The sequence below is a fragment of the Pseudoalteromonas sp. S554 genome (assembly GCF_005930865.1).
Lineage (GTDB): Bacteria > Pseudomonadota > Gammaproteobacteria > Enterobacterales > Alteromonadaceae > Pseudoalteromonas > Pseudoalteromonas marina.
This window is the reverse complement of the sequence record NZ_PNDV01000040.1, coordinates 83,888-105,266: the sequence shown is the minus strand read 5'-3', so window position 1 is coordinate 105,266 and position 21,379 is coordinate 83,888. Positions and strand designations below refer to the sequence as shown.

Below are 21,379 nucleotides of genomic sequence, written 5' to 3'. Positions count from 1 at the left end.
GATCACGAAATTCTGATGTATAGCGATTTGATTTTTTCATAGTTCCAGTTTCTCAAGTTATTGAGTCTCTGGCAAACACGGGGCGATTCACTTTACCAATACTCAACGTATTTGAGGCGCTCGCCCATGAAAATTTAAGTACAGCTTTTTTAGTTTACCGGGGACGAGTGGCCAGCCCATTTCAATTCCGATGGGAGTCGCTTTCCAAAACAAGTGCTCAACATAATAGGTATCTATATATTCAAACTCGGCAGGGCTTGCAGTCTCTAGTTTTAGATTCATATATGACAAATACTTTAGGGCGTCGGCGTTTTTCTGTTCGTTGAATGCAAACGTTGTTAAATTTGCGAACTCCTCCATACGAAAAGCGAATTCACATTCTTCGTGTTTATCCATTAGCGGTATGACATCTGGAAACTTAGATTGTATATCCTCAATAAATTGTCTTATTTCTTGGTCTGCCATATATTGCCTGTTAATACGTAGTCATTCACATGCCGGTGTAAAACTATAGACTTATTGTTTATCCTAATTCTAAATAAAAATAAAATCCGAGCTTATTATTTTACTTTTCTACTTCCTCTGCCCTTAAAGAATAAAACTGCTTCAAGTGCAAAAATACAGGCCATACCAATGGCTAATACTTTACCAATGTAAACAAACCCAGGAGCACCACAGGAGCCTGAATAAGGTGATACACCTGCTATTTCCAGCATATACAGATACATTGGAAAATACCCAAAAATAACCTGCAACAAAATTGGAATCCAAATTTTTTGTATATTATATGAAGCCCTAATAAATAAAGCTGCAGTCATTAGAACACCAGCATAAATTAAATAATTAATTAATTGAGTTTCATGTTGTTCTGTTAAACCTTCTGGTTGAACAAAACAAGCGAAGGAATTAAAAGAGGTTATTAAACATATTAATACAATAATAATTTTCAAATTTGATTCCAACTTAAGTCTAGCCAACCAGTTAGTGAAGCACCGCATTAATGATTGTTGCCTATAAACATTATAAAACCTCTAAATAAATTGCACAGCTGCCCTTCATGTATGCACAAAAGTGAGTTAATTTATTAAGTTGTAGGTTTATGCCTTATCGCAAAAAGAAAGTACAATTTCGTTGTGCCCACTCGATTTAAGCTTTTTTAGTTGATCCCTAGCATTCGGTGCTAAATTTGAATATTCAAAATTTAGATAATCAAAAACCTCACACTCTGTCCAAGGACCAAGTGACGCTTTGAAGTCACAAAAATCATTTTGTATTTCCCTGAATGATTTATATTCGACCTTCGTTAATATTACTGCTGTTTCAGTAAAAACTATATGAATTAACACGATGAAAAACCTGACAATTTAACAAAAGAACACTTTCACCATTTTTGTATGAAAACATCCTTATTTTATGAACGCCTATTAATAACAAACCGTGTAAGTGTTTGCCAATTATAAATATTATATTTTAGCGAGTTATTTAGCTGTGCTAGAAATAGTAAAGCGTGTCATTACTACATTTTTAAACACCTTGTGCTGGCTTTGTTTACTTTTACACCGCTGTTTCGTATTCATGACACTTGGGGGCTATTTTAACGCAGTTAATTGTGGCTCTAGGGCGCTAAAAACATGAAAAAGTGGGCCAAAAACTATATCCTTCGGCGCGGTTATTATTATAAATAATGGACGGCACACACACATGACAACACCTTTAGATGCAACGCATTCAAATGCATCAACACACGCGCATTCAAGTGCAAATTCAAACGCAAAATCTAAATGGAACCTACACGATACGCAGTGGACCTTAAGCCTTTTTGGTACCGCCGTTGGTGCGGGTATTTTATTTTTACCTATTAACATTGGTATTGGCGGTTTTTGGCCGCTGATTATTATGGCGTGTTTAGCGTTTCCGATGACCTTTTTAGCCCACCGTGGTTTAGCACGCTTTGTATTATCGTCTAAAAATAAGCATGCCGATTTTACCGATGTTGTTGAAGAACACTTTGGCGTTAATGCAGGGCGATTAATCTCATTGTTATACTTTTTATCTATATTCCCTATTTTGCTTATTTACGGTGTAGGCTTAACCAACACCGTAGACAGCTTTATGGTAAACCAGCTGGGCATGGAATCGCCGCCTCGCGTAGTGCTTTCGGGTGTTTTGGTAGCCGGTATGATAAGCCTAATGATGGGTGGCGAGCGCCTAATGCTGCGCGCGTTTTCTATTTTGGTGTATCCGCTTGTGGGTATTTTGTTTTTTTTATCCTTGTATTTAATTCCTAGCTGGCAAATGCCAGACATGAGCCTACCTGAAGTGGGCAGCTTTGGTAAAACGCTGTGGTTATCTATTCCTATTATTGTGTTTTCGTTTAGCCATGCAGCGGCTATTTCAAGCTTTGTGCATGTACAACGCGAACACTATGACGACCTTGCTACACGAAAATCAGAAGCCATTTTAAAGCGCACAAGCTTACTGTTAATTGTGTTTGTATTGCTGTTTGTATTTTCGTGCGTGTTGTCGCTAACAGGTGAGCAGATGGCACAAGCAAAAGCCGATAACGTCTCGGTTTTATCGTACCTTGCTAACATTACCCATAACTCGTTTATTGCGACGCTTGGGCCTTTAGTTGCCTTTATTGCCATTACGTCGTCGTTTTTAGGTCACTTTTTAGGAGCCCGCGAAAGCTTTACAGGCTTGGTGACTAAGCAAACACAGCTTGGTGCTAAAACGGTAGATAAAATTGGCGTAGTTATTATGTTTTTTGCAATTTGGTTTTGTGCAGTTAAAAACCCAAGCATACTCGATATGATGGATCAGCTGTCGGGCCCTATTATTGCAATGATATTATTTATCATGCCTATGATTGCAGTTTATAAAGTACCGGCTCTGCATAAGTATCGTAACCGTTTAAGTACTTTGTTTGTGTTAGCGGTAGGTGCGCTTGCGGTATTTGCACTTATTTACAGCATGATTAAATAATATTCCTATTCATGCTAAAGCCCAGCGAGTTAGCTGGGCTTTTTTGTGTGCTGTTTATCTCAAAATGTTTTTTTATGACTGCTATTAAGGCATGTTATAAATTAACTAGCCTAAAAATAAAACAATTATGCACCTTACAAAACAACTCCTACTTTGCGTGAGCTTACTTACTACGCTTGTTTTAAGTCCCTTAGCTAAAGCCGATGGCGTGCCTGCTATTTTATCGATGAAAGAACGCGCTGCGTTTATAGATAATATAACCGAGCTTAGGGTAAACACATTAATGCCCAGCTTAATGAAGCAACACAACATCGATATGTGGCTGCTTATTAGCCGCGAATACAACGAAGATCCCATATTAAAAACAATGCTGCCAGCAACCTGGTTATCGGCAAGGCGTACCACCATTTTGCTCTTTGCCTTAAATGAACAAGGCAATGTGGATGCTTACGCTATTGCGCCCTATAAAATAGGTAACGTATTTACAAAAGGCTGGGACAAAAAGGCGCAGCCAAACCAGTGGCAAGCACTGAACGATATTATTGAACGCTACAACCCAGATAACATTGCACTCAATACGTCTACCGATTGGGGTCATGCCGACGGCTTAGTGCTAGGCGATTACAATACCTTAATGGCCAACTTACCTAGCGCTTATAAAAATAAAATAATATCGGCCGAGCCGCTGGCAGTTGCCTGGTTAGAGCAGCGTATTCCCCAAGAAATAGACATGTATAAACACATTGTTGCTATTGCGCACGCTATTATTGCCGAGGGTTTTTCAAGCAAAGTAATAACGGTGGGCAAAACAACCAGCGACGATTTAGTGTGGTGGTTTAGAGAGCGCGTAAAAGAGTTAAAACTGCAAACATGGTTTCACCCAAGTATTGCAATACAACGCGCCGACAGCCAATCGTTCGATCACGAAGACAGCTTTACTAATGGTTACGCCGATAACGTTATTCAAGCGGGTGACTTACTGCATGTCGATTTTGGTATTACGTACTTACGCTTAAATACCGACACCCAACAACATGCTTATGTTTTAAAGTCTGGCGAAACCAATGCGCCCGCTTACCTTGTTGATGCGCTTAAAAAAGGCAATAAACTACAAGACATTTTTACCGCTGAATTTGGCGAAGGTAAAACGGGTAATCAGGTATTAAAAGCCGCTCGCGAAAAAGCCATTGGCCAAGGTTTAAAACCCACTATTTATACGCACCCGCTTGGCTATCATGGTCATGCTGCGGGTACCACACTGGGTATGTGGGATTCACAACAGGGTGTACCCGGCGATGGCGACTACCCACTGCATTTAAATACCGCTTACTCTATTGAGCTTAACAATGCGGTGTTTATAAAACCATGGAATAAAGAAATACGCATAATGCTAGAAGAAGACGCTATTTTTGATAAAACCGGCGTGTGGTACTTAAACGGCCGACAATCCGAGTTGTTACTTGTTAAATAACCTAAACTCTGATGTAAGTGATTTATAGGTATATTTATTAACGCATACAAAAACGGCGCTTAATAAGCGCCGTTTTTATTTAACTAACGTGACTATTATTCTGTTTCTGGCAGGTTACGACCATAGAATATTTCTTGCATTTCACGGTTTAGCTTAGAGCGAATTTCTTCTTCTTCATCATCCGATAAATCAGTTGTAGAAAGACCAAACAAGTATGTGTTCAGGTCGGTTTCTTTTAACATCATTTTGGTATGGAACAGGTTTTCTTGATACACGTTTACGTCCATCATTTGGTACGCTTCTTTGGTATCGTCTGTCATGAAGTTTTGAATTGAGTTAATAGCGTGGTCAATGTAGTGCTTAACGCCGTTTACGTCGCGAGTAAAACCACGAACACGGTAGTCAATTGTTACCACGTCAGACTCTAAACTATGAATTAAAAAGTTTAATGCTTTAAGCGGCGAAATAATACCACACGTAGATACTTCAATATCAGCACGGAATGTACAAATACCATCATCAGGGTGAGCTTCTGGGTATGTGTGTACACAAATATGGCTTTTATCTAGGTGTGCAACCACTGAGTCAGGTAATGGGCCTGGTGCTTCGTCAGCATCGTAATTTTGCTGCTCTTCTACTGGCTCTTCCGAAACCAAAATAGTTACACTGGCGCCCTGTGGTTCATAATCTTGGCGTGCAACATTTAAAATATTGGCACCAATAATATCAACAACTTCACCTAAAATGTCGGTTAGTCTATCTGCACTGTACTGCTCATCGATATATTCAATATATTCTTTACGTTGTTGCTCGGTTTTTGCGTAGCAAATATCGTAAATACTAAAGCTTAAACTTTTGGTTAAATTGTTAAAGCCATGAAGTTTAAGTTTATCGAAGGGTTTGTTCATAATAAACCAACCTATAAATTAGTGAAATCTGCACCTGCAGAATGAAAAGTTCGCGGATTTTATACGAATTTTCCTTATGGAAAAAGCGTTATTTTACCTGTTCTTGCACAACTTCATGGCTATGAGTAATTTCTACTGTTTTATCAAGCATTAATGCTACCGAGCAATACTTTTCAGCAGACAAAGAAACAGCGCGTGCAAGGTGCTTTTCAGACACGTTTTTGCCTGTAACAACAAAATGTAAATTGATTTTAGTAAATACGCGAGGAGCGGTTTCGGCGCGTTCAGCACTCAATTGTACTTGGACGTCTGAAAAATTTTGTTTAGCTTTTTTTAAAATACCCACAACGTCAACCGATGAACAACAGCCAACCGACATCAACACCATTTCCATTGGGCTAGGTGCCGCACTATCGCTACCGGTATCAAATACTACGTTGTGATTAGAATTAGAACGACCTACAAACGTGTCGCCTTCGACCCACTTTACATTTGCTTGCATGTTTTTATCTCAAAAATATTTTTGTTGATTGTAAGCAAGTTGGCCGCAGTTGCAAACGAAAATGCGATACGCGGCACTATAAATTGAGGCTTAATACTGCTGCGAAACAGCGCTGTCGAAGAGATTTTTAATTAAGCTGGCAAATTCGTCAATAAACTCATGTTGCTCAACCGTAACAGGCTGTGACGTAATGCTGCTAAGCACTTCTTGTAAATCGTAAACAATGCCATCAACCTCGCGTACAATTAAGCTGCGCTGTTCTGTGTTGAGGTTTGTGTGCTGTTCACAAATTAGCATAACGTTTTCGGCAATAACATCTTCTATGAGTTCCATTACCGTTGGAGCGCCTGGTTTTATTACACCTGGCTTCTCAAACAATGCTAAATTTTGAGTTAGATACATGATTAAATCATCGTACCCTTGCCTATCTAAAACCATGATATTTACCACCTAATAATATTACTTACGCTGATTTAAGCAGAAAGCGCGGTTGATTGCTAGCTTTGTGATTTAAGCATACAAAAAAAGCAGCCGAAGCTGCTTTTATACTAATTAAGTATTATTAACTTAATCTATTTTTAAGCCTGGGCTTAATGTTGCTGGCATGGCTACTTTTTCAAGCTCTACTGAAGCTACAGGGTATGCACAGTAGTCAGCTGCGTAGTACGCGCTTGCTCTGTGATTGCCTGATGCGCCAATACCACCAAATGGTGCAGCGCTAGACGCACCCGTAATTGGGCGATTCCAGTTAACAATACCAGCACGAATACGACGTAAAAAGTGGTCGTAATCAGCTTGGCTGTCACTGAGTAAGCCTGCTGATAAACCAAAGCTTGTGTCGTTTGCTTTATCAATTGCGCTGTCAAAGTCGTCAAAGCGGAATACTTTTAAAAGTGGGCCAAAATGCTCTTCATCTGGGAAGTCGCCAATTGCTGAACACTCAATAATACCTGGCGTTACAAAACCGGTATTTGCTGTGTGCTCTAGTTCTACAAGGACCTTACCGCCAAGCTCAACAAGCTCGCGTTGTGCTTTAACCATACCCGCTGCTGCCGCTGATGAGATCATAGAGCCCATAAATGGCTGATCTTCATCGTCGTAGTTGCCTACTTTAATGGCTTTAGTTGCAGTAATTAGGCGCTCTAATATTGCATCGCCTTTACTACCTGTTGGTAAAAATAACTTACGAGCACAGGTACAACGCTGACCGCTCGAGATAAATGCTGATTGCACAATATCGTGAACAACGGCTTTAGTATCTTCAACATCAGTAATAATAAGCGGATTATTACCGCCCATTTCGAGAGCTAAAATTTTACCCGGCTGGCCTGCAAACTGTTCATGTAAAATATGACCTGTGCGCGATGAACCAGTAAAGAACAAGCCATCAATGCCTTTATGAGCAGCAAGGGCTTTGCCCGTTTCAACTTCACCTTGAACAAGGTTAATAACGCCTGCTGGTAAACCCGCTTTTTCCCACAATTTAAGGGTAAGCTCAGCCACTTTTGGTGTTAGTTCAGACGGTTTAAATACAACCGTATTACCCGCTAGTAACGCTGGCACAATATGGCCGTTTGGTAAGTGGCCCGGAAAATTATACGGGCCAAATACGGCTACAACACCGTGTGGCTTGTGGCGAATCATCGCGCGGCCCAATGGCATTGCATTTTCGACATCGCCCGTGCGCTCTAAAAATGCTTTTTCAGAAATGGCAATTTTACCAACCATCGCACCCGCTTCAGTGCGTGTTTCCCATAATGGCTTACCTGTTTCTTGTGCAATGGTGATTGCAAGCTCTTCACTGTTTTCTTTTAATTGTACTACGAATGCTTTTACTATTTCTAAACGCTCAGTAAAGCTTTTATCAGCCCATGCGTAAAACGCTTCACGCGCAGCGCCAACAGCTGCATCAACTTGCTCTGCAGTGGCTGATGATGCTTGCCAAATAACATCGTTATTTGCTGGGTTTACTGAGTTAAATTCTGAGCCTTGGCCTTGTGACCATTGACCATTAATAAATTGTGCAGGATGAGTCATATACTTTCTCCTAAATTAAACTGGGGTTGCGCTAACAGTATCGCCCGTTTGTAATTGCAGGGCGTCGGCTACTTGTTGTGATAAAACAACGGTTTTAGCGCGTTCGTCGAAACTCATTGATGCAACGGTCGCTCTGAAGTTTTCGAGCTTGTCGTTTGCTAATAACACCATGGTGTCGCCCGTTTGCTCACCAATTTCAACAATAAAGTCGTGTGAGTTACGTACTGTAGCTATATTATCTACTTTTGCTTCAACTGTTGGACCTGCGTCAAAAATATCGACGTAGCCGTTAAACGTGAAGCCTTCGCTTTTTAATAATTCAATCGCTGGACGAGTATTGTTGTGAACTTGACCGATTACCGCTTGCGCATCTTTACTCAATAAATTGACGTAAATTGGGTATTTAGGCATCAGTTCAGCAATAAATACTTTTTGGCCAATACCCGTTAAGTAATCTGCTGTTGGGAAGTCCATTGAGAAAAAGTGTTCTTCTAACCACTTCCAAAACGGGCTATTGCCGTTTTCATCAGACACACCGCGCATTTCTGCAATAACGGTTTCGGCAAAGCGTGCTTGGTGTTGTTTAATAAACATAAAGCGTGCTTTAGACAGCAGTTTGCCGTTACAGTTTTTGCGATAGCCGTCTTTCAAAAACAAGGTGCACAGCTCAGTTGCGCCAGTGTAGTCGTTACATAGCGTTAAAATATCAACCGCTTTGTAAACGTCTAGTGTGCGCGAAGAGTGAATTACTTTACTTAAATGGTAATGATAAAACGCATCATCTAGGCCCACAGCAGCTTCTATTGCCGAGGTACCTACTACTTCACCTGTTTCGCTATCTTCAAGAACAAACAAGTAGCCTTCGTCACCGGGTTGTGACGTTTGTTTAGCAAATGAGCTTACTGAATGGTCAATCTTCTTTTGTAATAGCTCTTCGTTTAAAGGCAAAGATGTAAAACCATGGCCCGATTCGTGGGCGATTGTCAGTAATGCTGAATAATCATTTTGCTGGATTGGGCGAAGGATCATCATGAGTCCGCTTGCTCCCTTATAAATAACGGTAAATAAAATTCGTAGGGCAAACAATGTTTGCCCTCGGTAGATTGGCTAAAGCAGCTTATGCGTTTACTACGCTTGCAACTGCTTTTTCAAAACGTGCCATACCTTCGCGAATATCCGCTTCTGGGATAACAAGAGACGGTGTAAAACGAACAACGTCAGCACCTGCCACTAATGACATTAGACCTTGTTCAGTACCGGCTACTAAAAACTCTTTAGCGCGGCCTTTATATTGCTCATTCACAACAGCACCGATTAATAAACCTTTACCGCGAATTTCGCTAAATACGTTGTATTTTTCGTTTACCGCTGCAAGAAGTTCGTTAAATAAAGCTGCTTTTTCTTTTACACCGGCAAGTACGTCGGGTGTGTTAACAGTATCAAATGCGGCTTCGGCAACAGCACATGCAAGCGGGTTACCGCCGTAAGTAGAACCATGAGTACCTACTTTTAGATGCTGTGCAATATCTGTTGTAGTCAACATTGCGCCAATTGGGAAACCGCCGCCTAATGCTTTTGCTGAAGTTAAAATATCAGGTACTACATTTAAACCTTGGTATGCGTACAAGTCACCTGTACGGCCAACACCTGTTTGCACTTCATCAAAAATAAGTAGCGCATTGTGTTTAGTACATAAATCGCGAACTTGCTGAGCAAACTCGTCAGTTGGCGAAACAATACCGCCCTCACCTTGCAGTGGTTCCATCATTACGGCACATGTTTGGTCGCTAATTAGCGCTTCAAATGCGGCTAGATCGTTGTAATCACAATGTACGATGTCACCCGGCTTAGGGCCAAAACCATCTGAGTATGCCGCTTGGCCACCAACAGTTACAGTAAAGAATGTACGACCGTGGAAACCTTTGTTGAATGCGATAATTTGTGATTTTTCTGGGCCAAACTTATCAAGTGCAAAACGACGCGCTAATTTAAGTGCGGCTTCGTTTGCTTCTGCGCCAGAGTTAGCAAAGTAAACTTTTTCACCAAAAGTGGCATCAACCATTTTTTTAGCGAGGCGAAGCGCCGGCTCATTAGTCATAACATTTGATAAATGCCAAATTTTTTCGCCCTGTTCTTTTAATGCACCTACTAAAGCAGGGTGACAGTGGCCAAGACAGTTAACAGCAATACCACCAGCAAAGTCGATAAACTCTTTGCCTTGTTGATCCCATACGCGAGAGCCTTCGCCTCGAACAGGAATTACGCTTGAAGGTGCGTAGTTAGGAACCATTACGTGATCAAATAATTCGCGATTGACTGTCATTTTATTTCCTCTTAATTGTGATCTACACAAAGCATAAATAAGTGTTTGATTAAAAATATTAACCAAGCTTTTAAGTACGTTCAGGTGTCTGTTGGGTACAAAAAATTGCTTTGTGGTTCAATTTTCAGACGCCCATTATTTCAGAATTAGTGGTAGCTGTCTCGTTAAAAACTTTCATGTAACCCTTGAAAATAAAGGGCTTAAGATATTATTTCATAGATAGTGAATAACTATTTGCATACCTAAACACACTTATTTTTTATCAACTAACCGCATCAGTAGTGACCTGCATAGGCTTTTACCACTAAATAACTTTACGGATGAATCAGTGGGAATGAATGAATAGTCGTAAAAAAATTAACAAAAAATTTAATTTTTTAGTCAATTTGAATAGCAAGATTGGTAAAATTGCTTGTTTGAAGGGTTTTTAGTTCCGTTTTAGTGAACTGAAAATACGAAAACCACGCTGCCGTTTCGTCGGGCTCAATTAGTTGGTGTTCTTTTAAAATTAAGTACTGGGAGTAACACCGCGCTTTTAACATGACCTGCGTTAACGGTAAGGCACTATCGCCTTTATTTACGCCATTTTGAAGCTGTTCCATCACGCCTTTAAATGGCAAATATTTAAAGGCCATTTTGTCGATGACTCGCGCACTGACCTGAATTGACTTATTGCACAGCAGTGTAGTTAAAAATAAAGGGTCGGGCTTTAGCTCTAATAATGCTGTGTGAAGGTCTTTTTGGTTTTCTTGACGTGCTATTTGTACTTTTCGTTGCCAAACCTGCTCAAAGGTTTTTAAGTACAAACGTACTAACGTAATACGCCCTACATCTAATAACATACCCAAGGTAAATGCGTGTATCTCGTTTACGTCGTTTATTTCTGCAATTTTTTGCGCGGCAATGGCGTTGGCCATTGCGCTGTCTCTGAGCCTACGTTTTAGTAACGAAAAAGGCTCGGTACTATGGGGCATCCAATGGCGAACTGCAAATGTGGGAATCACTAACTGTAAGTTATCAAGCCCTATGTAACGCAGAGCAAGTGCAGGGCTGTCTACTTTTACCGCGGTACTTTTTTTACTACGCTGGTTTCGGTAATACGGGAGGTTAACCAACGTGACCAATTCGCGCCCTAGCCAGCTTAAATCGTTTACTAACGGCTCTAAACGGCCAACTGAGGCCGACTTTACAGCTAATATATCTAAAATAGTGGCAACGCTGTCTTCAATCCCTATTGTTGTTTGAATCACTGCGTCCATATCTTCGAGCTGTTTAAATATAGCTGTTTCAATTACTTTATGAAGCTGTTCGCTGGCTTGTGCACGGTACTTATGATGAGCGGTACTTGTTTGCTTACGCTTTTGTTGCGCTGACACTTCAACCTGCAACAAGGTACGCTGCTTCATAGGCTCGCCGTAATCAATATCTAAGGTATGAATAAACCCAATTTGCTGATGCGCAAAACTATGACCCAACAGCAAATCGTGTGCCCGTTGATCAAGTATTTTTGCTGTACGCTGTTGTTGTGCAAGTTCAGTCATAGTGCTCGTTAAATAGTAAGTATTGAATACGTTCAGTGCTATTAGACTAGAAGCGAGTTAAAAAGTTATCAAGCAGCGTTAATCCCTGCTCGGTTAAAATAGCTTCCGGGTGAAACTGCACCCCTTCAATTGCTAACTCTTTGTGTTGCATGCCCATTATTTCGTCAAACTCACCTTGCGGTGTTTGTGTCCACGCTGTTATTTCAAGTTCGTTGGGCAACGACTGCGCTTTAACCACCAGCGAGTGGTAACGACAAACCGTTAACGGATTAGCTAATCCTTTAAAAACACCTTTATTGGTGTGTGTTATGGGAGATGTTTTCCCATGCATTACTTTTTTAGCGCGCACTACATCCCCGCCTAACGCTTGGGCAATCGTTTGATGTCCCAAGCAAATCCCTAATATAGGAAATTGGCCTTTTAGGTGTTCAACTACACTTAACGATATACCAGCTTCATTCGGTGAGCAAGGACCCGGAGAGATAACTATATGCTCCGGATTAAGTTGTTTAATTTGCGCAATGCTCAACTCGTCATTACGTTTTACTAATACGTCTTGATCCAATCGCTGAAAGTACTGCACTAAGTTATAGGTAAACGAATCGTAGTTATCGATCATTAAAAGCATGTAATTAAGTACTCAATAAAGATAGTTATCGGGAGTATTTAGGCGTGTTGCATTCTAACCCAAGCTGTTATGAGTGTCAGTGATTTGCAACTAGATAAATAGTAATTCCCTCTTTAGCATGACGTAACACTTACTTACCCTATTAAATTTTTGGTGCGAGTGGTTGAATTCCCCTTATTTAAACCCAAGCTCATTAAGTGACAGCTTATTTTGTGTAAGCTTATTTTTTACTAAGGAGCGACTATGTTAGGCGAAGACCATTCATTAACAAACGACTTTCCTGAGCACATAAACACGATAAATACGTTGAACAAAAGTGATGCTGACTTTGCAGAAAAAGCAGAGCAGTACAATAAACTAGATAAAGAAATAAGAATATTAGAATTGGACGGTGCGCCTATTAGCGATGAGCAAATGCACCAGCTAAAACACGACCGTTCTGAATTAAAAGATTGGTTGTATCAGCGTTTAATAAGCGCACAATAAATATAAAATTCCAAAAACAAAAAAGAGTTCGCCATTTTAAAGTGGTGAACTCTTTGTTTGTCTTCAATGAAACTTTATACGGTTTATAACTAGGTAATACACTCTATAACCAACGCTCAAATTGCGTTAGCTATATTGCTAGCTGTAATAACTTTAAATCAAGTGCATCTATTAGCTGTTGATTTTTAGCGTCATTCAATGCATCTGCATGAGGGGCTGAAAAGCACTCAGCGTCATTATCAAAGTAAAGCCCTGTTGAATTACTAAACTCATCGCTTAGTGCAGCGCGGCAAAATATATCGGCACCTAACTTTAAATCTCCGCCATTGAGGCCGTATGCGTCTTTAACCATTTTGCTGCCTAGTAGTGACTTAGGGTTAACCGATACCACCAATGGACCATTACCCTTAAGTTTTAAACCCATATGACGCGACCACATTGTAATTGCCAATTTGCTTTGTGCGTATGCTGCGTTATCTGACAAAAAGCTTTGCCCAATCAGTGCATCTAGGTTGACTGTTGCTTGCGCCGCTGACGACACATTAACAATTCGCCCCTGGGTATCAAAAAGCGGTAATAGTAAAGTTGTTAATAAATAAGGCGCTAATGTGTTTACTGCAAATCGTGCATCAAGACCATCTGCAGTTTCAGGGTTGTCGAGCTTAAACACACCTGCATTATTAATAAGTACATCTAGGTGTTTATGGTCGGCTGTAATTTGTTTAGCCAGATTACGCACCTGCGCCATTTCACTCAAATCAGCCACGTAAGTTTGTGTGCTTGCTTGCGGATAATCGTTACTGAGTAAAGTGTGTACTTTATTGAGCTTTTGCGCATTACGCCCGTGAAGAAGAACGGTATGACCTTGCGCTAGCAGCATTTTAGCTGTTTCAAACCCAATGCCATCTGTTGCACCTGTGATTAAAATTTTTTTGTTCATACCTAGCTCCATGTTATGTAATACAGCGCTTACACATTTAACGAATTACGATTGTGAAATAATAGCATTGCCATCTTTGAATGATAATTAGACCGTTGTTGAATCAGTTTATAGAAAATATTAATAAAGTGACGACGATAGCAGTGAATGTTTTTTAATCATTTATTTGAATTTTGAACAATTCATAACTATTGTTTTTAAACTTCCTTAATAGTAGTATTTATCATATAAATATATTTTCGAGAAACCACATGAAAGTTTTAGTGACTGGCGGCATGGGTTACATAGGTAGCCACACATGTATTGCATTACATGAAGCAGGCATTACACCTGTAATTTACGATAACTTATCCAATGCGAGCCCTCGTGTACTTGATCAACTCGAAAAAATTACAGGTACACGTTTTGAATTTATTTTAGGTGATATTCAAGACGAGCAGCAGTTTAAACTTGCGCTTAAGCATACTCAGGCTGAGGCTGTATTTCATTTTGCAGCATTAAAAGCAGTAGGTGAATCGACCGAGCAACCACTACGTTACTACCAAAACAATGTATCGGGCACATTAAGCATGCTACAAAACATGCAAGATGAAGGTGTTAATCATATAATTTTCAGCTCATCGGCCACTGTTTATGGCGAGCCAGACTACCTGCCTATTGATGAAAAGCACCCAATACGCGCAACCAATCCTTATGGTTGGACTAAAGTCATGGTAGAACAAGCCATGCAAGATGTATGTAATGCCAACAGCAACTTTATGGGTATAGCACTGCGTTACTTTAACCCAGTAGGCGCACACCCAAGTGGTTTATTGGGCGAAAGCCCAAATGGTATTCCAAATAATTTAATGCCATTTATAGCTCAAACTGCGGTAGGTAAACGTGAGGTCGTTAATATTTTTGGTGACGACTACGATACCGAAGATGGTACTGGCGTGCGCGATTACATTCACGTTTTAGATTTAGCTAAAGGCCATGTAGCGGCATTTATGCAACATAAATCAGACACCGCCTTTCATGCATACAACTTAGGCACAGGCCAAGGTTATTCAGTGCTTGATATGATCAACGCATTTAGCGCATCAGCAGGTAAAGCTATTCCGTATAAAAGTGCACCGCGCCGAGCAGGCGATATTGCCTGCAATTACGCTGATGCCACAAAAGCGCAAACTACCCTTAACTGGCACGCAGAACTAACACTGAGCGACATGACCACCGATACATGGCGCTGGCAAACTAATTACCCAAGTGGGTTGGAGAGTTAATATGGCTTTATTAGAAAGTACTCACAGACGTAAAAACCCACTAACGGGGCGCTGGGTATTAGTTTCACCGCATCGTAATAACCGCCCATGGTTAGGCGCAACCGAAGCCGTTAACGAAACAGTATTGCCAAAGCATGACGAAAGCTGCCCACTTTGCCCAAGCAATACACGAGCAAATGGCGACAGCAACCCAGATTACAAATACACCCATGTTTTTAAAAATGACTTTGGCGCACTAACGCCCAATGCCAGCGAACAATCACAAAGCGTAGAGTCAGACAGTGATTTATTTATTGCTGATGAAGCAAGCGGCGAATGCCGCGTGATTTGCTTTTCGCCAGAACATAACAAAACATTACCAGAGCTTGAGCACGATGCCCTGCATGCCGTGGTAAAAACGTGGAAAGACAACTATACCGAGCTTGCACAGCAATACGAGTGTGTTCAGGTATTTGAAAACAAAGGCGAGATCATGGGGTGCTCGCAGCCCCATCCGCATGGCCAAGTATGGGCGCATTCGCACCTATCTACCGAAATAGAAGCCGAAGATACTCAGCAGCGTGCTTATTTTGATAAACACGGCACTGCTATGCTTGCCGACTATGTAAAAAAAGAACAAGTCGATAAAACCCGTGTCGTATTTGAGAATGAACACTGGCTTGTTGTGGTGCCTTTTTGGGCCGCGTGGCCGTTTGAAACACTGCTTGTAACTAAAGACAACATTCAAAACTTTAGTCAGCTTAGTGATGTACAAACCGATTCACTCGCTCAGGCATTAAAAGTATTAACCACTAAATACGACAACGTATTTAACTGCAGCTTCCCTTACTCTATGGGGTGGCATAATGCACCAGAAAATCGTGGCTCTGATGAGCAACACTGGCGCTTACATGCACACTTTTATCCGCCACTACTTCGCTCTGCCACCGTTAAAAAACATATGGTTGGCTACGAAATGTTAGGCGAAAGTCAGCGCGATTTAAGCGCAGAAACAGCCGCGTCTATTTTAAAAGCAGCAAGCACCACACACTATAAAAATACAGCAGGACACACAGATGAAGCTTAATGAATTTCAACACCACTTTTTATCACTGTACGGTGCCCCTGCTCAGGGTATTGCAGCTGCACCAGGACGTGTAAACCTAATCGGTGAGTTTACTGACTACAACGATGGCTTTGTATTTCCGTGCTCATTAGAGTTTCGTACCCAAGTGATGTTTAAAGAGCGCGACGATAATACGATTACCGTGCAGTCACTCAATTACCCAGGCGAGCAAGACAGCTTTAACGTTGACGAACCGATTAGCGAAGGTCAATCGCAATGGGGAAATTATATTCGCGCCGTTGCATTCGTATTAAGACGCGCAGGCCACACCTTACGCGGTGCAGATTTACTTATTGATAGTAACTTACCGCAAGGTAGTGGTTTATCATCATCGGCAGCATTAGAAGTGGCTGTGGGTGGTATGTTTAACCATATTGCACAGCTTGATTTAAGCGAAGAAAAAATTGCACTACTAGGCCAAGAAGCTGAAAACGACTTTATGCATTGCCAGTGTGGCATTATGGATCAGCTCATTTCGGCAAAAGGCGAAAACGGCCACGCATTACTAATAGATTGCGAAAATTTGGCAACTAAGTCTGTGAAAGTGCCTGATGACTTAAACATTGTTATTGTAAACTCTAACTACCCACGTAAATTAGTAGACAGCGAATACAATCAACGCCGTATTGATTGCGAACAAGCTGCTGAAAAAATGGGAGTTAAAACACTTCGCCAAGCAACTATGGCTAAGCTAGATGCTGTTAAAGCACAGCTTAGCAATAACGAATACAAACGTGCGCACCATGTAATTAGCGAAAACGACCGTGTTATCGCCGCAACAACAGCATTGCAAGCCAATGATATGGAGCAACTTCGTGAATTGATGGCTGCATCGCACCAATCACTTAAACACGACTTTGAAGTAACGGTACCCGCAACGGATGGCTTAGTAGAAATATGTAAAGAAGCGATGGGGGAGCGCGGCGCAGTGCGCATGACCGGTGGTGGTTTTGGGGGAGCAATAGTGTGTTTATGCCGCGATGCAGAAGTACCGCTAATTAAAGCCGCCGTTGAAAAACATTACTTTGAACGCTTTAACTTATACGCAGATATTTATGTGTGCTCAGCAGGTTCAGGGTTACAAATAACGTCTTTTTAAAAGTAGGTATCAATATGGCAAAGGTTAACTGGGGTATTATTGGGTGTGGCAATATTGCTCACACCTTTGCTAAAAGCATTGCGCATTGCGCTGATGCTCAGCTTATTGGCGCAGCCTCAACTAGTGAGCAGCGCGCAAACGAGTTTGCCACACATTATTCAATTAAAGGCTATGAGAGCTACCAAGCCCTTATGCAATGCCCAAACATTGATGCTATTTACATTGCAAACACTCACGACCAACACTTTCAAAGCATCGCCCAATGCTTGATGCATAATAAGCACGTACTAAGTGAAAAACCTATTACCGTTAATGCACAGCAATTAAAAAACTTAACCGCACTGGCAGAGCAAAAAAATTGTTTTTTAATGGAAGGAGTGTGGATGCGCTTTTTACCCGCCATTATAAAATTAGAGAAGCTACTAAGCCAAGCAGTTATTGGCAAAGTACATACCGTGCAGGCCAACTTTAGTTTACCCGGCACCTTTGCCAACACCCACCGCTTAATGAACCCAAATACAGCCGGTGGCGCTTTGCTTGATTTAGGGATTTACCCGCTATCGATTGCTGATGTGGTTTTTAATAAAGCCCCTGAAAAAATCAGCTCATTTGTGCATAAGGCAGATACAGGTGTAGATGCGCGAAATATTACCATGCTCGATTATGGTAATGGTCAGTTCGCACAACTTAGCAGCGCACTTGAGCAAAACGGTCCAACCGAAGCATGTATTACCGGTGAACATGGCTTTATACGCATACCTTGGTTTGTAGGTGCAAAAGGTCTTGAGCTTCATATTAATGGGCAAGCTATTCAACATTTTGACTACCCATTTAGTGATGATGAAAACTTTAAATTTGAAATTGATCACGTTACTGAGTGCATATTAAATAAACAAATACAAAGCTCTGTATTACCACTAAGCACTAGCTTACGGGTTATGGCGATGATGGATACCCTAAGAGCCCAATGGCAGATTGAATATAGCGCGACTGTCGAATCTCATGACATAAATTAATAAAAATACACGCAACAAGGATACACAATGACTACAACACATGGTTTAAAAACGCTTTCAAAGGCAATGTTATTAGCCACGGCCAGTTTAACTACCGGTACGGTAATTGCCGAATCAAATAAGCCTGAGCAACTTTATCCGCCAATAACCAGCGAAGTTCTCCCTGAATTAGCAGCTAAAGGCACCTATAAAGTAGGTGTAAAAACCCTAGACTTAGTTAATCCGGCGCAGTTTGATCCCACAACGCAAAGCCAAAAAGATCGCCCTTTAAAAGTTGAAGTGTGGTATCCAGCAGATAGTAAAGCAAACAAACCACTAACCAGCTACACAGACATAACACGCTCAGGCAAACAATTTACCTTACAGGCCGATGCACAGCGAGATGTTGATATAAGTAACGCCGATAACTACCCAGTTGTAGTACTTTCGCACGGTTATACCGGCTACCGCACAATTATGTACTACCTTGGCGAGCACTTAGCCTCGCATGGCTACATAGTTGTTGCGCTTGATCATACAGACTCCACAAACGCCCATGTAGATTTTAAAAACGCGCCCTTTGCGGGCTTTTTTAGCACCTTGATTAATCGTTCACGCGATCAGCAATTTGTGATTAATTATTTTAACGAACAAAGCAACTTTGCAAGCGAGCAAGTAGATCAAACTAGCGCAGGTGTTATTGGCTACTCTATGGGTGGATTTGGTGCGGTTAATACAATTGGTGGTTGTTATGCCTTTAACGAGCAAACTACAGCTATGTTTACGGGAATGACTGACCCTGCTCAAATTAAACAAGTACAGCAACTACTTAATAGCTGTGCAGGCGGGCAATATCAAAACCCGCAAGTAGACCCTCGTATAAAAACAATGGTGGCTATCGCACCTTGGGGTGGACAGCATAACTTATTTGACGCTAAAGCAATGAAAAACATTAAAGTGCCTTCACTTTATATTGCAGGTGACTTAGATGATATTTCTGGTTTTGAAGGCATTAAAAATCTTTACAACCAAACTGGCAGTGCCGACAAGTACATGCTTACTTATAAAAATGCCCGCCATAATATTGCACCGCACCCAGCCCCTGCGATTGCCCAAAGCAGTAGTGAATTAGATTTAGGTCATTACTACGAGCCATCGTGGTCATTGCGCACCATTAACGAAATAAATAAACACTTTGTACTTGCCATGATGGATTGCCATGTAAAAGACATAAGCAGCCAGTGTAAGTACTTAGATTTACCTCAAAATGGCGACCAAGCCATTGTTGATGGTAAGCCACTACCACAATGGTATGGCTTTGATAACCGCTTCTCTTCAGGTATGGATTGGCAACAAAGTAAACCTCGTAGTAAGTAATACTTAATTTAAGCGGCTATAAAGCTTGATAGCCGCCTTCGCCTTAAAACCAGACTGAAATAAAAACCTTTTATATAAATGAGTTAACACACAATATAAAAATGTTTATTTTTTAATCAGCTATTTTAAGAAAAAACCATTGCCATTAACCTTTGTTAAAGGCAATCTAGTCATATATAAGATAAGATAAATAACACAAATATCATGTCAAAATACATACTCTCAATTGATCAAGGAACCACAAGCTCTCGGGCCATCTTGTTTACAAAAGATGCAGACGTTTTTGGGTCAGCACAACAAGAATTTTCACAGCATTTTCCAAAAAATGGTTGGGTTGAACATGACCCAAACGATATCTGGCAAACCGTGCTTAGCACAAGCCGTGAAGTGTTATCTACAAACGACGTAAAGCCTGATGAAATTATTGCTATTGGTATCACCAACCAACGCGAAACAACCTTGGTATGGAACAAAAAAACCGGTAAGCCAGTGTATAACGCCATTGTTTGGCAAGACCGCCGTACCAGTGATTATTGCGAAAGCCTAAGCACTGACGAACTTTGCCAAACTATTAGCGACAAAACAGGCTTATTGCTCGACCCTTATTTTTCTGCAACTAAAGTACGCTGGATTTTAGACAACGTAGAGGGCGCACGTGCACAAGCCGATGCTGGCGAACTGGCTTTTGGCACCGTTGATACTTATTTATTATGGCACCTAACAGGTGGACAAGAGCATCGCACCGATGCCACTAATGCCTCGCGCACCATGTTATTTAATATTCATACACAGCAATGGGATCAAGAGTTACTCGACTTATTTGGTATTCCTGAATCTATGCTGCCCCAAGTAATGGATTCTGCAGACGAGTTTGGCTCAACTAGCGAAGATATTTTTGGCGCGCCAATACGCGTATGTGGTATTGCAGGCGATCAGCAAGCTGCGCTTGTTGGTCATGCTTGCTTTGAACAAGGTATGGCTAAAAGCACCTATGGTACGGGCTGTTTTTTAATGCTGAATACGGGCGAAAAAGCCCTTACATCTGAGAATCGCTTACTGACTACGGTTGCTTATAGATTAAATGGCAAACCCACTTACGCCATTGAAGGCAGCATTTTTATGGCGGGTGCCACTATGCAGTGGATTGTTGAAGGCTTAAAACTGTTGAGTCATGCAGGCGAAAGTGAATCACTAGTGAAAGATGTACCACTTGATCATGGGGTATTTTTAGTCCCTTCGTTTACAGGTTTAGGCGCACCCTATTGGGACCCTAACGCACGTGGTGCAATTTTAGGCTTAACCCGCGACTCTGGTATTAGCACTATTGTTGCCGCAGCTTTGCAATCGGTGGGTTATCAAACCAAAGATTTACAAAAAGCAATGGAACGTGATGGACTTCGCCCAAGTGTACTACGCGTAGATGGCGGTATGGTTAAAAATAACTGGGTACTCACCTTTTTATCTAACATTTTAGGTGCAACCGTAGAGCGCCCAACGGTCACCGAAACCACCTCGTTAGGCGTTGCTTATTTAGCCGGCTTACAAGTAGGTATTTACGAGTCAACTGAGCAACTCGCTAAAATGTGGACCTGTGACCGTCGTTTTGAGCCAACAATGAGTGCTGATGAACGTAATGATTTATACGCAAAATGGCAGCACTGTGTAGCGCAAGTTCGGCTATCTAGCGACGATTGCCAACAACAGTAATGTATGCAGC

At 41.2% G+C, this 21,379-nt stretch carries 20 protein-coding genes; 9 read left to right on the top strand and 11 right to left on the bottom strand.

Annotated features, from left to right (window positions below):
• Positions 1–102 precede the first annotated feature (102 nt).
• Both CWB65_RS10855 and CWB65_RS10850 read right to left on the bottom strand, forming a co-directional pair.
• Positions 103–465 (bottom strand): DUF7674 family protein, encoded by a 363-nt coding sequence (locus tag CWB65_RS10855; RefSeq protein WP_138740565.1) that lies wholly within the window; start codon positions 463–465, stop codon positions 103–105.
• A 95-nt stretch (positions 466–560) separates the two neighbouring features.
• Positions 561–950: a hypothetical protein gene (locus CWB65_RS10850; RefSeq protein WP_138740564.1), complete on the bottom strand. Its 390-nt coding sequence runs from the start codon at positions 948–950 to the stop codon at positions 561–563.
• A 751-nt stretch (positions 951–1,701) separates the two neighbouring features.
• On the opposite strand from CWB65_RS10850, the gene CWB65_RS10840 reads away from it, so the two are divergent.
• Positions 1,702–2,985, top strand: coding sequence for an aromatic amino acid transport family protein (locus CWB65_RS10840; RefSeq protein ID WP_138740563.1), 1,284 nt, complete (start codon positions 1,702–1,704; stop codon positions 2,983–2,985).
• 127 nt (positions 2,986–3,112) lie between these two features.
• The gene (locus CWB65_RS10835; RefSeq protein ID WP_138740562.1) at positions 3,113–4,456 is read left to right on the top strand and encodes a M24 family metallopeptidase; all 1,344 of its coding nucleotides are present in this window, start codon (positions 3,113–3,115) and stop codon (positions 4,454–4,456) included.
• A gap of 95 nt (positions 4,457–4,551) precedes the next feature.
• On the opposite strand, the gene speD is transcribed toward CWB65_RS10835, so the two are convergent.
• The 8 genes from speD to CWB65_RS10795 all read right to left on the bottom strand — a co-directional run bounded on the left by speD (position 4,552) and on the right by CWB65_RS10795 (position 12,395).
• The gene (gene speD, locus CWB65_RS10830) at positions 4,552–5,364 is read right to left on the bottom strand and encodes an adenosylmethionine decarboxylase (RefSeq protein WP_006791283.1); all 813 of its coding nucleotides are present in this window, start codon (positions 5,362–5,364) and stop codon (positions 4,552–4,554) included.
• 88 nt (positions 5,365–5,452) lie between these two features.
• Complete coding sequence (locus CWB65_RS10825; RefSeq protein ID WP_138740561.1) at positions 5,453–5,866, bottom strand: OsmC family protein; 414 nt, start codon at positions 5,864–5,866, stop codon at positions 5,453–5,455.
• Positions 5,867–5,956: 90 nt separating this feature from the next.
• A complete protein-coding gene (locus CWB65_RS10820; protein ID WP_006791285.1) occupies positions 5,957–6,304 on the bottom strand; it encodes a DUF3802 family protein in 348 nt (115 codons plus the stop codon).
• 129 nt (positions 6,305–6,433) lie between these two features.
• On the bottom strand, positions 6,434–7,903 hold the full coding sequence (gene astD / locus CWB65_RS10815; RefSeq protein ID WP_138740560.1) for a succinylglutamate-semialdehyde dehydrogenase: 1,470 nt from the start codon (positions 7,901–7,903) through the stop codon (positions 6,434–6,436).
• A 15-nt stretch (positions 7,904–7,918) separates the two neighbouring features.
• The gene (astA, locus tag CWB65_RS10810; RefSeq protein WP_010557689.1) at positions 7,919–8,935 is read right to left on the bottom strand and encodes an arginine N-succinyltransferase; all 1,017 of its coding nucleotides are present in this window, start codon (positions 8,933–8,935) and stop codon (positions 7,919–7,921) included.
• 85 nt (positions 8,936–9,020) lie between these two features.
• On the bottom strand, positions 9,021–10,226 hold the full coding sequence (locus CWB65_RS10805; protein ID WP_006791288.1) for an aspartate aminotransferase family protein: 1,206 nt from the start codon (positions 10,224–10,226) through the stop codon (positions 9,021–9,023).
• 377 nt (positions 10,227–10,603) lie between these two features.
• Positions 10,604–11,767: an HDOD domain-containing protein gene (locus CWB65_RS10800; protein WP_138740559.1), complete on the bottom strand. Its 1,164-nt coding sequence runs from the start codon at positions 11,765–11,767 to the stop codon at positions 10,604–10,606.
• Positions 11,768–11,813: 46 nt separating this feature from the next.
• Positions 11,814–12,395 carry an anthranilate synthase component II gene (locus CWB65_RS10795; RefSeq protein ID WP_010557686.1) on the bottom strand — a complete coding sequence of 194 codons (582 nt, stop codon included), beginning with the start codon at positions 12,393–12,395 and terminating at the stop codon, positions 11,814–11,816.
• 243 nt (positions 12,396–12,638) lie between these two features.
• On the opposite strand from CWB65_RS10795, the gene CWB65_RS10790 reads away from it, so the two are divergent.
• Positions 12,639–12,881 (top strand): HP1242/YdcH family protein, encoded by a 243-nt coding sequence (locus tag CWB65_RS10790; RefSeq protein ID WP_006791291.1) that lies wholly within the window; start codon positions 12,639–12,641, stop codon positions 12,879–12,881.
• A 130-nt stretch (positions 12,882–13,011) separates the two neighbouring features.
• Here CWB65_RS10790 and CWB65_RS10785 read toward each other — a convergent pair whose 3' ends face one another.
• The gene (locus CWB65_RS10785) at positions 13,012–13,821 is read right to left on the bottom strand and encodes an SDR family NAD(P)-dependent oxidoreductase (protein WP_138740558.1); all 810 of its coding nucleotides are present in this window, start codon (positions 13,819–13,821) and stop codon (positions 13,012–13,014) included.
• A 251-nt stretch (positions 13,822–14,072) separates the two neighbouring features.
• Between CWB65_RS10785 and galE the strand changes: the two genes are divergently transcribed.
• The 6 genes from galE (at position 14,073) to glpK (ending at position 21,369) form a co-directional block, all read left to right on the top strand.
• The gene (gene galE, locus CWB65_RS10780) at positions 14,073–15,086 is read left to right on the top strand and encodes a UDP-glucose 4-epimerase GalE (protein WP_039038327.1); all 1,014 of its coding nucleotides are present in this window, start codon (positions 14,073–14,075) and stop codon (positions 15,084–15,086) included.
• Between the two features lies 1 nt (position 15,087).
• Positions 15,088–16,152 carry a UDP-glucose--hexose-1-phosphate uridylyltransferase gene (locus CWB65_RS10775; protein WP_138740557.1) on the top strand — a complete coding sequence of 355 codons (1,065 nt, stop codon included), beginning with the start codon at positions 15,088–15,090 and terminating at the stop codon, positions 16,150–16,152.
• Entirely contained in the window at positions 16,142–17,290 is a 1,149-nt protein-coding gene (gene galK / locus CWB65_RS10770) for a galactokinase (protein ID WP_138740556.1), read from the top strand. The genes CWB65_RS10775 and galK overlap by 11 nt, the downstream gene beginning before the upstream one ends.
• A gap of 14 nt (positions 17,291–17,304) precedes the next feature.
• Positions 17,305–18,306: a Gfo/Idh/MocA family protein gene (locus tag CWB65_RS10765; protein WP_138740555.1), complete on the top strand. Its 1,002-nt coding sequence runs from the start codon at positions 17,305–17,307 to the stop codon at positions 18,304–18,306.
• Positions 18,307–18,333: 27 nt separating this feature from the next.
• A complete protein-coding gene (locus CWB65_RS10760) occupies positions 18,334–19,662 on the top strand; it encodes an alpha/beta hydrolase family protein (RefSeq protein ID WP_138740554.1) in 1,329 nt (442 codons plus the stop codon).
• 204 nt (positions 19,663–19,866) lie between these two features.
• A complete protein-coding gene (glpK, locus tag CWB65_RS10755) occupies positions 19,867–21,369 on the top strand; it encodes a glycerol kinase GlpK (RefSeq protein WP_138740553.1) in 1,503 nt (500 codons plus the stop codon).
• Positions 21,370–21,379: the final 10 nt, after the last annotated feature.